This is a genomic window from Pseudomonas promysalinigenes, assembly GCF_014269025.2.
Taxonomy (GTDB): Bacteria; Pseudomonadota; Gammaproteobacteria; order Pseudomonadales; family Pseudomonadaceae; genus Aquipseudomonas; species Aquipseudomonas promysalinigenes.
The window spans coordinates 3,706,238-3,719,491 of record NZ_CP077094.1; the positions used below are offsets into that span (position 1 = coordinate 3,706,238).

14 protein-coding genes are annotated in these 13,254 nt (G+C 61.3%); 6 read left to right on the forward strand and 8 right to left on the reverse strand.

Features of this window, described 5'->3' with window-relative positions; translation table 11 throughout:
• Window positions 1-39 precede the first annotated feature (39 nt).
• Both HU725_RS16780 and HU725_RS16785 read left to right on the forward strand, forming a co-directional pair.
• Entirely contained in the window at window positions 40-915 is an 876-nt protein-coding gene (locus tag HU725_RS16780) for a DMT family transporter (RefSeq protein WP_186478905.1), read from the forward strand.
• Between the two features lie 13 nt (window positions 916-928).
• Window positions 929-1,387, forward strand: a complete 459-nt coding sequence (locus HU725_RS16785; RefSeq protein WP_186478904.1) for a DUF4265 domain-containing protein — start codon at window positions 929-931, stop codon at window positions 1,385-1,387.
• Window positions 1,388-1,635: 248 nt separating this feature from the next.
• Here HU725_RS16785 and HU725_RS16790 read toward each other — a convergent pair whose 3' ends face one another.
• Both HU725_RS16790 and cysK read right to left on the reverse strand, forming a co-directional pair.
• On the reverse strand, window positions 1,636-2,571 hold the full coding sequence (locus tag HU725_RS16790) for an aspartyl/asparaginyl beta-hydroxylase domain-containing protein (protein ID WP_060479843.1): 936 nt from the start codon (window positions 2,569-2,571) through the stop codon (window positions 1,636-1,638).
• 170 nt (window positions 2,572-2,741) lie between these two features.
• The gene (gene cysK / locus HU725_RS16795; protein ID WP_060479866.1) at window positions 2,742-3,716 is read right to left on the reverse strand and encodes a cysteine synthase A; all 975 of its coding nucleotides are present in this window, start codon (window positions 3,714-3,716) and stop codon (window positions 2,742-2,744) included.
• Between the two features lie 133 nt (window positions 3,717-3,849).
• On the opposite strand from cysK, the gene HU725_RS16800 reads away from it, so the two are divergent.
• The 3 genes from HU725_RS16800 (at window position 3,850) to HU725_RS16810 (ending at window position 7,089) form a co-directional block, all read left to right on the forward strand.
• Window positions 3,850-4,923 carry a DUF748 domain-containing protein gene (locus HU725_RS16800; protein ID WP_186478903.1) on the forward strand — a complete coding sequence of 358 codons (1,074 nt, stop codon included), beginning with the start codon at window positions 3,850-3,852 and terminating at the stop codon, window positions 4,921-4,923.
• A 128-nt stretch (window positions 4,924-5,051) separates the two neighbouring features.
• Window positions 5,052-5,897 (forward strand): AAA family ATPase, encoded by an 846-nt coding sequence (locus tag HU725_RS16805; RefSeq protein ID WP_186478902.1) that lies wholly within the window; start codon window positions 5,052-5,054, stop codon window positions 5,895-5,897.
• Window positions 5,898-5,910: 13 nt separating this feature from the next.
• The gene (locus HU725_RS16810; protein ID WP_186478901.1) at window positions 5,911-7,089 is read left to right on the forward strand and encodes a vWA domain-containing protein; all 1,179 of its coding nucleotides are present in this window, start codon (window positions 5,911-5,913) and stop codon (window positions 7,087-7,089) included.
• Between the two features lie 29 nt (window positions 7,090-7,118).
• On the opposite strand, the gene HU725_RS16815 is transcribed toward HU725_RS16810, so the two are convergent.
• From HU725_RS16815 to HU725_RS16830, 4 genes are read right to left on the reverse strand one after another with little or no spacing between them, the layout of a single operon-like run.
• Entirely contained in the window at window positions 7,119-8,036 is a 918-nt protein-coding gene (locus HU725_RS16815; protein WP_186478900.1) for a 5-oxoprolinase subunit C family protein, read from the reverse strand.
• Window positions 8,033-8,719, reverse strand: a complete 687-nt coding sequence (gene pxpB / locus HU725_RS16820; RefSeq protein ID WP_186478899.1) for a 5-oxoprolinase subunit PxpB — start codon at window positions 8,717-8,719, stop codon at window positions 8,033-8,035. The genes HU725_RS16815 and pxpB overlap by 4 nt, the downstream gene beginning before the upstream one ends.
• Window positions 8,719-9,495: a 5-oxoprolinase subunit PxpA gene (locus tag HU725_RS16825; RefSeq protein WP_186478898.1), complete on the reverse strand. Its 777-nt coding sequence runs from the start codon at window positions 9,493-9,495 to the stop codon at window positions 8,719-8,721. The genes pxpB and HU725_RS16825 overlap by 1 nt, the downstream gene beginning before the upstream one ends.
• A gap of 9 nt (window positions 9,496-9,504) precedes the next feature.
• Window positions 9,505-10,791, reverse strand: a complete 1,287-nt coding sequence (locus HU725_RS16830) for an MFS transporter (RefSeq protein ID WP_186478897.1) — start codon at window positions 10,789-10,791, stop codon at window positions 9,505-9,507.
• Window positions 10,792-10,919: 128 nt separating this feature from the next.
• Between HU725_RS16830 and HU725_RS16835 the strand changes: the two genes are divergently transcribed.
• Complete coding sequence (locus HU725_RS16835) at window positions 10,920-11,831, forward strand: LysR family transcriptional regulator (RefSeq protein WP_186478896.1); 912 nt, start codon at window positions 10,920-10,922, stop codon at window positions 11,829-11,831.
• Between the two features lie 107 nt (window positions 11,832-11,938).
• Here the strand turns inward: HU725_RS16835 and HU725_RS16840 are convergent, their stop codons facing one another.
• Window positions 11,939-12,463 carry a DUF2937 family protein gene (locus tag HU725_RS16840; RefSeq protein WP_060480557.1) on the reverse strand — a complete coding sequence of 175 codons (525 nt, stop codon included), beginning with the start codon at window positions 12,461-12,463 and terminating at the stop codon, window positions 11,939-11,941.
• A gap of 9 nt (window positions 12,464-12,472) precedes the next feature.
• Window positions 12,473-13,246, reverse strand: coding sequence for a class II glutamine amidotransferase (locus tag HU725_RS16845; RefSeq protein WP_186478895.1), 774 nt, complete (start codon window positions 13,244-13,246; stop codon window positions 12,473-12,475).
• Window positions 13,247-13,254 lie beyond the last annotated feature (8 nt).

Below are 13,254 nucleotides of genomic sequence, written 5' to 3' on the forward strand. Positions count from 1 at the left end.
GGCGTACACTCGCGCCCTGCCCTGTCCCCGGAGACCGTTGTGAGCCCCATCGCCCTAGCCCGCCTATTGACCCTTGCCGCTGTATGGGGGGCGAGCTTTCTGTTCATGCGTATCATCGCCCCGGAGTTGGGCACCATCCCTACCGCATTCTTTCGGGTTTCCATCGCCTGCCTAGGTCTGATCGGTATTCTCAGCGTGGGCCGCATACCCTGGCATTTCAACGGTAAACTTGGCGCTTGCCTGGTGCTGGGCATGATCAACTCGGGCATCCCGGCCACCTTCTATTCAGTGGCCGCGCAGGTGCTACCGGCCGGTTATTCGGCGATTTTCAATGCCACCACCCCGCTGATGGGGGTACTGATAGGCGCGCTGTTCTTCCACGAGGCCATGACTTTGCCCAAGCTGGCAGGCATTTTCCTCGGCCTGTTCGGTGTCGGCATCCTCAGCGGTGCCGGCCCGGTGGCACTGGACATGGCGCTCTTGCAAGGTGCATTGGCGTGCCTGGCGGCCACTACCTGCTACGGCTTTGCCGGCTTTCTTGCACGGCGCTGGATCAGCGGCCTGGACAGCCGTCTGTCAGCCTTGGGCAGCATGCTAGGGGCCACCTTGCTGATGAGCCCGCTGTTCGCGTGGAGTGCCCTAACCCAACCACCTGCCAGCTGGGGCGGCTGGCAGGTATGGCTTTCCCTGCTGGGCTTGGGCCTGGTATGTACCGCCTTCGCCTACATCCTGTACTTCCGCCTGCTGGCTGAAATCGGCCCGGTCAAGGCCAGCACCGTGACCTTTTTGATCCCGGTGTTCGGCGTGGTGTGGGGGGCATGGCTGCTGGATGAGCCCGTCTCGATGGCGCATGCTTATGGCGGCGTGCTGATCGCCTTGGCGCTGTGGCTGGTGCTGCGCCCAGCGCGGTCCTGAGACGATGCAGAGCATGAGCGATATTTACAGGAAGGTGCTGTTCCGCCTGGAGCAGGACGCCAATGGCTACCCACCCGCTTCGGTGGAGGGCTTGTGGACGCAGGCGACCCCTGACGGCTACCGGGTCGACAGCATCCCCTTTCATGTCTACGGCATCGCACCCGGCGACATCATTCGCATCCGCTCGGAGGACGAACAGGCCTGGTTCGACGCCTTGCAACACAGTGCCGGGGCGTCGGTATTTCGTGTGGTGGTCAAGCCACCAGAACCGCTGGAACAGGTGGTTGCGGCCATGCGCGAGTTCGGCTGCAACTGCGAGATGGAGAAGGCGGTCAGAATGCTGGCGGTGGAGCTGCCAGCAAGCCATTCGGCCGACACCCTGCTTTACTACCTGCTGACCCAGCGCGAGGCCGGGGTACTGGACTTCGAAGAAGGCGTATTGCGCCACGCCATCCCCGAAGACCTGCGCTAGCCATTACGCTTGTCCAAGCTGTAACGGTCGGGTCTTCAGTGATGAGTGAGTTTTGCGATGGGGTGATGGTTCGAGAGGCCGGCACTGGCTCTTTAAGGCTAAAGCCAGTCCAACCCTGTGCTTACACTGTCTTGTTGACCTGTGCAGCTCCCTTCACGCCTGAAGCACCTCCCACAGGTTAAAGCTTTCTCGAAGCTTGCCCAGGCGCGGTGAGAGCGGGTCTACCCAAGAACAGGTCGGCCCTGCAATCAGAACAACCAGCGGTACAGCAAGTAAGCCACCACCACCGCCAGCACCGGGCGCAGAATGCGATAGGCCTTGGGGTTGGCGCGCTTGAACTGCTTCATGCGGGTGCTGATCTTGTTGCTGAAGCGCTTGCTCCAGGCATAGGCCTGGTTGATTCCGCCAACTCGCTCGTCATCGGTGTTCTGCGGCGCGGTAGCACGGCCGAGGAAAGCGCTGACCTTGCGGTTGATGCGGGTCATCAATGGGCTGCTCAGCGGGCGCTCGATGTCGCAGAACAGAATCACCCGGGTTACGTCGGTTTCGTTCTTGACCCAGTGCACGTAGGTTTCGTCGAACATCACGTCTTCACCGTCACGCCAGGCGTATTCCTGGCCATCGACGTAGATGCGGCAGGCATCGGAGTTAGGTGTCGAAAGCCCCAGGTGGTAACGCAACGAGCCAGCAAACGGGTCGCGGTGCGGGTTCAAGTGGCTGCCACCGGGCAGCAGGGCGAACATCGCCCCTTTCACATTGGGAATGCTGCTGACCAGTTCTACGGTTTTCGGGCACAAGGCTTCAGCCGACGGCAGCGGTTTGTCGTACCACTTCAGGTAAAAGCGCTTCCAGCCCTTTTTAAAGAACGAGCCAAAGCCTGCGTCATTGTCCTTCTCCGCTGCGCGGATATAGCCTTCGTCGAACAAACGCATGGCCTCTTCACGGATCACCTGCCAGTTATCTTTGAGCACATCCAGCTCAGGGAAACGTTGGCGGTCCAGATAGGGCTTGGACGGCACACCGGAGAACAGATACATCAGGCTGTTGTAAGGTGCGAACAACGCCGAATGGTTGACGAACTGGCGCAACACCGGCAGGCGCGCCTTACCGCGCAGGTGCACATACAGCACACTGCCGACGAACACCAGCAGAACACCCGCCTTGGCGAGGAAGGAAAAGGTCATGCAACACTCCTTGGACGGGACGCAGGCCAGCGCTGCCTGCCCCTGAAAATCATCCGGCCATCATAAACCCATCCCGCCCTGGTAAAAACCACCAAGGCAGGATCTCACTCATGAAGATTGTGCAATGAACCCAGCCGCCAATAATTGCGCCGAATCAGCCTCAGCGCTGATTACTGCTGGTTTTCCTGCTCGCTGAACAGATCACTGAACAGCATGCTCGACAGGTAGCGTTCGCCCGAGTCCGGCAGGATCACGACGATGGTCTTGCCCTGCATCTCCGGCTTTTCCGCCAGGCGCACTGCAGCCGCCATGGCGGCACCGCAGGAAATGCCGCACAGAATGCCTTCTTCTTGCATCAGGCGGATGGCCATGGCCTTGGCCTCATCGTCAGTGACCGTCTCGACCTGATCGACGATCGACAGGTCGAGGTTTTTCGGTACGAAGCCTGCGCCAATGCCTTGGATCTTGTGTGGGCTGGGTTGTAACGGCTCGCCGGCCAGGGTCTGGCTGATCAGTGGCGAGGCCACCGGCTCCACCGCCACCGACAGGATCGACTTGCCCTGGGTGTGTTTGATGTAGCGCGAAACCCCAGTTATCGTGCCGCCGGTGCCGACGCCGGCAACCAGTACATCGACCGCGCCGTCGGTATCGTTCCAGATCTCAGGCCCAGTGGTCTTTTCGTGGATCGCTGGGTTGGCCGGGTTCTCGAACTGCGCAGGCATGAAGTATTGGGCCGGGTCACTGGCCACGATTTCGTTGGCCTTTTCGATGGCGCCCTTCATGCCAAGCGCAGGCTCGGTGAGCACCAGGTCTGCCCCCAGTGCCTTGAGCACCTTGCGCCGTTCCAGGCTCATGGAGGCCGGCATGGTCAGCACCAACTTGTAACCACGAGCAGCGGCGACGAATGCCAGGCCAATGCCGGTATTACCCGAGGTGGGCTCTACGATGGTCATGCCCGGCTTGAGTTTGTCGTTGCTCTCGGCGTCCCAGACCATGTTCGCGCCGATCCGGCACTTGACCGAGTAGCCTGGGTTGCGCCCTTCGATCTTGGCCAGGATCGTCACCCCACGGGGTGCGATGCGGTTGATCTGTACCAGCGGCGTGTTGCCGATGGAATGGGCGTTGTCTGCGAAGATACGGCTCATGGCAGGGTCCTTGAACATGAGAAACAACAGGAAGACCTCAAGGGTAAGCTTGCCCTGGTGGCCCGTAAAGCCTGTTCGAACTCCCTTGCAGTGCCTGAGGTCAACCAAACACCCAGCCTCGGAGAGCCTTGCGATGAAAGCTCGCTATCGCTGGCCGCTGCTTGGCCTGGCCAGCCTGATCGTGCTGCTGGTGGCCTTGCAGCTGGCCCTACCTTACCTGGTGCGCGATTACCTGAACGATAAGCTCGCCGATATGGGCGATTATCGCGGGCAGGTGACCGACGTGGACCTCGCCTGGTGGCGAGGCGCTTATCAGATCCGCGGCCTGAAAATCGTCAAGACCACTGGCAAAGTGCCCGTGCCCTTGCTGGATGCGCCGTTGATCGACCTCTCGGTGAGCTGGCACGCGCTCATTCACGACCGGGCAGTTGTGGCACAGGTGATCTTCACCCGGCCTGAGCTGAACTTCGTCGACGGTGGCAACAAGCAGGCATCTCAGACCGGTCAGGGCACCAACTGGCGTCAGCAACTGGAAAAACTGTTGCCAATCACCCTCAACGACGTGCAGATCGACGACGGTACACTGACCTTTCGCAACTTCAACTCCAAGCCCCCCGTGCAGCTCAAAGCCACGCAGTTGGCTGCCACTATCCGCAACCTGACCAACGTGCGCGATCAAAAAGGCCGGCGCGATGCCAGTTTCCAGGCCACCGCCCTGCTGCTTGGCGATGCCAAAGTGCAGAGCCGGGCCACCTTCGACCCGTTCAGTGATTTCGACGATTTCGAATTCCGCCTGCGTGCCACTGGTATCGAGTTGCGGCGGCTCAACGATTTCTCCAGCGCCTATGGCAAATTCGATTTCAATGCAGGGCACGGTGACCTGGTCATCGAAGCCCAGGCCGAGAACGGCAGGCTGCACGGCTATATCAAGCCCTTGCTGCGGGACGTCGACGTGTTCGATTGGCAGCAGGATGTGGAAAACAAGAACAAGAACATCTTTCGCTCGATCTGGGAGGCGGTGGTCGGCGCCAGCGAAACCGTGCTGAAGAACCAGCCGAAGAACCAATTCGCCACCCGCGTCGAACTCAGCGGCAGCGTGCACCAACAGAACATCAGCGGTTTCGAAGCGTTTCTGCAGATCCTACGCAACGGCTTCATTCAGGCCTTCAATGCCCGCTACGAGCGCCCGCCTCCCCAGGCTGACTGAGGCCGTGTGACGGGGCATTCAGAGACTGAATACCCGGTCTGCATTTGCACCTGCCAAGGCCCGCGTTATAGTCATTCACCCATTGTTAACCTGTGTTGTTCGTAAGGCACCCTGCAGAGGACAGATTGATGAAGTTCGAAGGCACCCGCGACTACGTCGCCACAGACGACCTGAAACTGGCGGTCAACGCGGCTATCACCCTCGAACGCCCGCTGCTGGTCAAAGGCGAACCGGGCACTGGTAAGACGATGCTCGCCGAGCAACTGGCCGCCTCGTTCGGCGCACGCCTGATCACCTGGCACATCAAATCGACGACCAAGGCTCACCAGGGTCTGTACGAGTATGACGCGGTGAGCCGCCTGCGCGACTCGCAGCTGGGCGTGGACAAGGTCCACGATGTGCGCAACTACTTGAAAAAGGGCAAGCTCTGGGAGGCCTTCGAGGCCGATGAGCGGGTGATTCTGCTGATCGATGAAATCGACAAGGCCGACATCGAGTTCCCCAACGACCTGCTGCAAGAACTCGACAAGATGGAGTTCTACGTCTACGAGATCGACGAGACCATCAAGGCCAAGCAACGCCCAATCATCATCATCACCTCCAATAACGAAAAGGAGTTGCCCGACGCATTCCTGCGCCGCTGCTTCTTCCACTACATTGCCTTCCCCGACCGTTGCACCCTGCAGCAGATCGTCGATGTGCACTACCCCAACATCAGCCAATCGCTGGTCAGCGAGGCGCTGGACGTATTCTTCGATGTGCGCAAGGTCCCGGGCCTGAAGAAAAAACCGTCCACCTCCGAATTGGTCGACTGGCTCAAGCTGCTGATGGCCGACAACATCGGTGAGGCCGTGCTGCGCGAACGCGACCCAACCAAGGCCATTCCGCCGTTGGCCGGTGCCTTGGTGAAAAACGAGCAGGACGTACAACTGCTCGAACGCCTGGCTTTCATGAGCCGACGCGGCAACCGCTGATTGGAGCCGGGCCATGTTGCTCAACCTGTTCAATGAGATGCGTGCGGCGAAGGTGCCGGTCTCGGTGCGCGAACTGCTCGACTTGCACCACGCCATGCAAAAGGGCGTGGTGTTCGCCGATATGGACGCCTTCTACTATTTGGCTCGCGCCATTCTGGTGAAGGACGAGCGGCATTTCGACAAATTCGATCGCGCATTCGCCGCCTACTTCAAGGGCCTGGAAAACCTCGACCAGCACATCGAGGCACTGATCCCCGATGAGTGGCTGCGCAAGGAATTCGAGCGTTCGCTCAGCGATGAAGAGCGCGCGCAGATCCAGTCGCTAGGCGGCCTGGACAAGCTTATCGAGGCTTTCAAGCAACGCCTTGAAGAACAGAAAGAACGCCATGCCGGTGGCAACAAGTGGATAGGCACCGGCGGTACCAGCCCATTCGGCTCTGGCGGCTACAACCCTGAAGGCATTCGCGTTGGCGACGCCGGCAAGCGCCAGGGCAAGGCAGTCAAGGTGTGGGACCAGCGCGAATACAAGAACCTCGACGACCAGGTGGAACTGGGCACCCGCAACATCAAGCTGGCCCTGCGCCGGCTGCGCAAATTCGCCCGCCAAGGCGCCGCCGAAGAACTGGATATCGACGGCACCATCGACCATACCGCGCGTGACGCTGGGCTTCTGAATATCCAGATGCGTCCTGAGCGGCGCAACACGGTAAAGCTGCTGTTGCTGTTCGATATTGGCGGCTCGATGGATGCGCACGTCAGAGTGTGCGAAGAGTTGTTCTCGGCCTGCAAGACCGAATTCAAGCACCTGGAGTATTACTACTTCCACAACTGCGTCTATGAATCGGTGTGGAGGAACAACCTGCGCCGTACGTCGGAGCGCTTCTCAACGTTTGACCTGCTGCACAAATACGGGGATGACTACAAAGTGGTGTTCGTCGGTGACGCCGCCATGGCGCCCTACGAAATCACCCAACCGGGTGGCAGCGTAGAGCACTGGAACGAAGAAGCCGGTTATGTGTGGATCCAGCGTTTCATGGAGAAATTCAAGAAGATCATCTGGATCAACCCTTACCCCAAGCAGGCCTGGGATTACACGGCTTCCACGCAGCTGGTGCGTGAGCTGATCGAAGACAAGATGTACCCGCTGACCTTGCAGGGGTTGGAGGAAGGCATGCGGTACCTGTCCAAGTAGCCAGAGGGCTGCCTGGCAGCCCCTGCCCCTCACGCCCAACGCTGACCATAGGCCTGATGCTGCTGCCAGGCCTGGTCCTGCACCACCGCCCTGAACCGCACCTGCGTCCCCGGCATGCACTGCGCCAGCTCAGCCAACGCCAAAGGCGTCAGCGCCCCCAGCCGCGGGTAACCGCCGATGGTTTGTCGGTCATTGAGCAATACGATCGGCTGCCCGTCCGGCGGCACCTGCACCGCCCCCAGCGGAATACCTTCGGAAATCATCGGCTTGCCTTGGTAAACCAACTGCGGCCCCAGCAGGCGGATGCCCATGCGATCGGCGCGGCTGTCCAGTGTCCAATCACGGTTGAAAGCATCGAACAAGCTGATACCGCTGAAGTCACCGATCTGTGCGCCCATCACCAGGTCGAGCGACGGCTTTTGTGCATAAACCGGACGCAACTGCGCCGGCACCTCGCGCAGGGCGGGTGAAGCGCCAAGGTAGGTCAGGGCCTGCCCTTGCGCCAGTGCACTGCCGTCACCCTCGATCCCCCCCAGTGCTTCGCGCACGACCGTGGCACAACTACCCAACACCTGTTCACCAAGAAACCCGCCCGGCGCCGCCAGATACGCGCGTACCCCATGCTTGGGCTGTTTGAGGGTCAGGCGCTGGCCTTGGGCCAGGGCAAAGCTGCGCCAGGGCAGCAGTGGCTGATCGTCTACCCGTGCGTCCAGGTCCGCCCCTGCTAGCGCCAGTACACAATCCTGCTCGGCCACCAGAGTCAGGCCACCCAGCGCCACCTCGACCACCGGCGCGCTTAGTGGGTTACCGAGCAGCCAATTGGCCCAGTGCATCGCTACCCAGTCCAACGCCCCGCCCTGAGTCACCCCCAAGTGGCGCACACCGAAGCGACCAGCATCCTGCAACTGACACAACGCATTGCTGGCCTCAATCCTCAAGCGCTTCATGCCTGCCTCTCCACATCCCCACCCAGGGCCATAAACTCGGCCCTCGACACCGCCACGAAACGCACGCGATCACCCGGTTGCAGCAGGCTATAACCCTCGCGCTCACGATCGAACAGGCGCACCGCAGTGCGGCCGATCAGGTTCCAGCCTCCTGGCGACACAGCCGGGTAAGCGGCCGTCTGGCGTTCGGCGATACCGACGCTGCCGGCCGCTACCCGCTTGCGCGGCGTGCTCAGGCGCGGGCTGGCCAGACGCTCGTCGACGAGCCCCATGAACCCGAAACCTGGGGCAAAGCCCAAGGCAAATACCGGGTACTCGCGCTGGCTATGCAGGCGGATCACCTCGGCTTCACTCAGCCCCGTGCGAGCGGCCAGTACGGGTAATTCCGGGCCAACGCTGGCGTCGTACCAAACCGGGATTTCATGACGCTGGCCCGTATTACCGGTGTCAGCCTGCAGCCCAGTCAACGCCTGGCCGATCAGCGCCCTGGCCTGACGCGGTGGCAGGTCCGATTGCAGCATCAGCGTGGTATAGGAAGGCACCAGGTCCAATAGATGCTTACCGAACACTGCGCTCAGCAGCTGGCTGGCGGCAAGCACCCAGGGCATATTGGCCTCGTCTATCCGGTCGAACAGGCGCACCATCAGGCTGTCGATGGCCACCACCTCGATACGCAGCGTCATCACAGCGCCAACCCCTCCAGTGCCTGACGGATCTGCCGCACCGCAGCCACCGAACTGTCGTTGTCGCCGTGCACGCACAGGGTACTGGCTGCAAGTTTCAATGCACTGCCATCGTCCGCCACCAGCGCTTGCCCCCTGGCCAGGCGCAGCGCCTGCTCGATCACCCGAGCCGGCTCATGGTGCACCGCCCCAGGCAGGCGCCGCGACACAAGGTGGCCGCTGGCGGTGTAGGCGCGGTCGGCAAAGGCTTCGAACCACAGCGGCACCCCCACCTCATCGCCCAACGCCTGGGCCGCGCGGTTGTCGGCAGTGGCCATGAGCACCAGCGGCAGGCCGCTCTGATAGGCTGCCACGGCCTCCAACACGGTGCGCAGTGTGCGCGGGTCAGCCATCATGTCGTTGTACAGCGCGCCGTGGGGCTTCACATACGCCACGCGGCCGCCGAGCACCTTGCAGATGCCATCCAGAGCGCCGACCTGGTAATGCAGCAGGTCGCGGATTTCTTCAGCGCTGCAGGCCATCGAGCGGCGGCCGAAGCCGACCAGGTCCGGGTAGGCCGGGTGAGCCCCGATGGTCACGTTATGCTCCAGCGCCAAGGCGACGGTACGCCGCATGATGCTCGGATCGCCTGCGTGGTAACCACAGGCTATGTTGGCGCAATCGATATGGGGCATGACCTCGGCATCCAGGCCCATGCGCCAGCTGCCGAAACTTTCGCCCATGTCGCAATTGAGTAGCAGGGGTTTCACCAGATGTGCTCCCGTGACGGTGTTCATAGGCCTACCTTACCGCGCCTGCAACTGTTTGCCGCGTGTTTCCGGCAAGCTCAGCGCTGCGATGATCACTACGCCATAAGACACCGCAGCGAACACGCCAATGCCCAGGCCCAGGGGGATCTTCTGGCCAAGCAAGCCGATCATCAGCGGAAACAGCGCAGCGATGACCTTGCCGATGTTGTAGCAAAAGCCCTGCCCCGAACCCCGTACACGCGTGGGAAACAGTTCGGTGAGAAAGGCGCCCATACCGCTGAAAATCCCCGAGGCGAAGAAACCCAGTGGCAAGCCCAGCCACAGCATCACTGCATCACTGACGGGCAGCTGGGTGTACAGCAGCACGATGATGAACGACCCCACCGCGAACAGAATGAAATTCTTCTTGCGCCCCAGCAGATCGCAAAGATAGGCACTGACCACATACCCGACATAGGAGCCGACGATCACCATCGCCAGATAGCCGCCGGTGCCCAACACGCTCAGGCCACGTTCGTTCTTGAGGAAGGTGGGCAACCATGAAGTGATGGCGTAGTAGCCACCCAGCGCACCGGTGGTCAGCAACGACGCACGCACGGTAGTCCAGAGCATGCTGGGGCCAAAAATCTCATAGAAGTGCGCAGGTGCCTCGGTTTTTTCCACCGCTTTGGCCTGGCGGTACACCTGAGGGTCTTTCACCAGGCGGCGCACGAAGATCACGAAAATCGCCGGCACCAGGCCTAGCAGGAACAACGCACGCCAGGCCTGCTCGGCCGGCAGCCAGGAGAACAGCAGCGCATAGAGTATCGCCGTCAGGCCCCATCCAATGGCCCAGCCCGACTGCACCATACCCACCGCCTTGCCACGGTCCTGGGCGCGGATGACCTCCCCTATCAACACCGCGCCTGCCGTCCATTCGCCGCCAAAACCAAAGCCCATCAAGGTACGGGCGATCAGCAGTTGCTCGTAGCTTTGAGCCAAGCCGCAGAGGAAGGTGAAGAAGGCAAACCACAACACTGTCAGTTGCAAGGTACGCACACGCCCGATGCGGTCGGAGAGGATACCCGCGACCCAGCCCCCGATTGCCGACGCGATCAATGTGCTGGTGTGGATCAGCCCGGCCTCGGCGGTGCTGATGCCCCACAGCATGATCAGCGTAGGGATCACGAAGCTGAGCATCTGGGTGTCCATGCCGTCCAGGCCGTAGCCAATCTTGCAGCTCCAGAATGTGCGTCGTTGCTGGGAGTCGATGTCACGGTACCAGGCGAACGGCCCGGTCGAAGCAGGGGATTGCACCTGCTGCTGCACGCCACTTGGGTTCATGCTTGCCTCGGCTTGTTGGTATTGTTTTATGGGCGACGTCAGGCGTCGCGGCCTGGCTTAATGTTCAGAGGCGCCGCCGCCTGAGTCCAACGAGAAAAACCGCCGGTCTGGAACAAGAAAAACTGATCATGAACCTTCGCTTCCTTGAAACTTTCGTGTGGGTCGCCCGGCTCAAGAGCTTCCGTCTCACCGCCGATAGGCTGTTCACTACACAGGCGTCGGTATCCAGCCGGATTGCCGCGCTGGAAGCTGACCTTGGGGTAAAACTGCTGCTGCGCGACTCGCGCGGGGTCAGCCTGACACCTGAGGGCAGCAAAGTGCTGGAGCACGCCGAGCGCATGCTGGAAACGGCAAAGGCCATGAAGCAGTCACTGGACAGCGACCGGGCCAAGGTCGGGCGAATTCGCCTAGGCGTGATGGACACGGTGATCCATACCTGGATGAGCGGGTTGGTGGCGGAGTTGAGCGAGCGCTACCCGCAGGTCGAAATCGAGCTGGTTGCCGACACCGCTTTGAATCTGCGCGAGCAGTTGCAAAAGGGCTTTCTGGACCTGATCCTGCAGACCGACCTGCTACGCGAACAGTCGATCCGCAGCCAGGACCTGGCGCGCTACCCGATGGGCTGGGTGGTGGCGGCCAACTCGGTGTACCAGCGCGGTTATGACTCATTGGCCGAGCTTGGCCGCGAGCGGATCGTCACTTTCTCGAAAAACTCCCGGCCGCACCAGGAGGTACTCACCCTGCTACAGGCAGCCGGAGCCCAGGCGCCTCGGTTGAACTGTGTGAACTCGGTCGCGGCGATCACGCGGCTGCTGCGCGATGGTTTCGGCATTGGTGCTTTGCCACCGGCGCTGGTGGCCACTGAGCTGGCACGCGGTGAGCTGGTGCTGCTCAATGGGTTGCCGTCACCGCCCAGCCTTGAGCTGGTGGTGGCTTGGCAGACCGGCGTGGCATTGGTGGACGAGGTGGTCGGGGTGTGCCGGCAAGTACTCGAACGTTATGCGCGGGAAGTAGGCGAACAGCGGATAGTGCTGGCCTGACAGTTGTGCTCTGCCTGCACCGCCCCTTTCGCGGGCCAGCCCGCTTCACAGCAAGCTGGCCCCCAGAGGCAGGGATACTCCTGTGAGTGCGCTTGGCAACAGAGCAATCAGCGCCAGCTCTCTTTCACCGTGCCTCGGCGGCGCCCACCCAGGATTACCCAGCCGATTCCCAGCAGCAGGCTCTCAACCACGAAGGCCAGCAAGAAGCCAACACCGATACCCCAGCCAATCGCCTCGGGTACCAGCAGAATCTGGTAGCTGTAGCCTTTGAGCGTCTCTTCGCGCAGTTGCCGGTCTGGCTGTACCAGCACATGCCAGGTGCGGCTCAGCCACGACCCCTGCAGTGCCTGCCACTCGTCTTCCAGGCGTTGATTGCGAATCAGCAGGCTCTCGATGCTGTTGGCATCGCTGAGGAACACCGGGTCGTCACTGGCGCGGTAATGGCGTACCAAAGCCTGCAGATCCCCGTTGAAAAAACGCTCGGCAGTCTGCTTGAAGCCGTCCAGCGCCTGGCGTGACTCGAACAGGTGAGCCTCGGTTCGCTGGCTATAGTCCTTGACCAGCCCAGGCACCTGGATACCGGCCAGCAGGCCGAAGGTGAACAACAGCAAACGCAGATAACTGATGAACATGCAGCGTCCTTAGCTCTGGCCTTGCGAAACGCACTCTCCATGCCGCCACAATGCCCACTGGCCGGGCTCGTAGCGGTTCCAGGTTTCGTTCTCGGTCAACGCCTCGGTGGCGATGACGGTGACTACGTCGTTGGGGGTCGTTTGGGTGTGAAAATCGACAATCAGGTCGACATCTTTCAAACGGGCTGCGCCAAATGGTGCGCGCCGAGTGATATGCACCAGCTTGGTCGAGCAGAAGCAAAAAAGCCAGTCGCCATCGCTGAGCAGGCAATTGAACACCCCTTTGCCGCGATACTCCGCGCACGCCTCCACCAGCACAGGCAGCAGTTGTTCGACCTCCACGGGCTCTGGGAAGGCCGCACGGACGCGGTTGAGCAGGTCGCAGAAGGCCGCTTCGCTGTCGGTATCACCGACCGGGCGATAGAACGTGGCCTGGCCTTTGAATTCGCCCAACTGGCCATTGTGCGCGAAGCACCAGTTGCGCCCCCACATTTCGCGCACGAAGGGGTGAGTGTTCGACAGGCACACACGACCTACGTTGGCCTGGCGAATATGGCCGATCACCACTTCGCTTTTGATCGGGTAGCGCTGCACCAGGTTGGCGACCTCCGACTCACTGCTTGCTGCCGGGTCCTGGAACAGGCGCAGGCCGCGCCCCTCGTAGAAGGCGATGCCCCAGCCGTCCCGGTGCGGCCCGGTGCGCCCACCGCGCTGCATCAAGCCGGTGAAGCTGAAGACGATGTCGGTTGGGACGTTGGCACTCATGCCCAGCAATTCACACATAGCAGTAC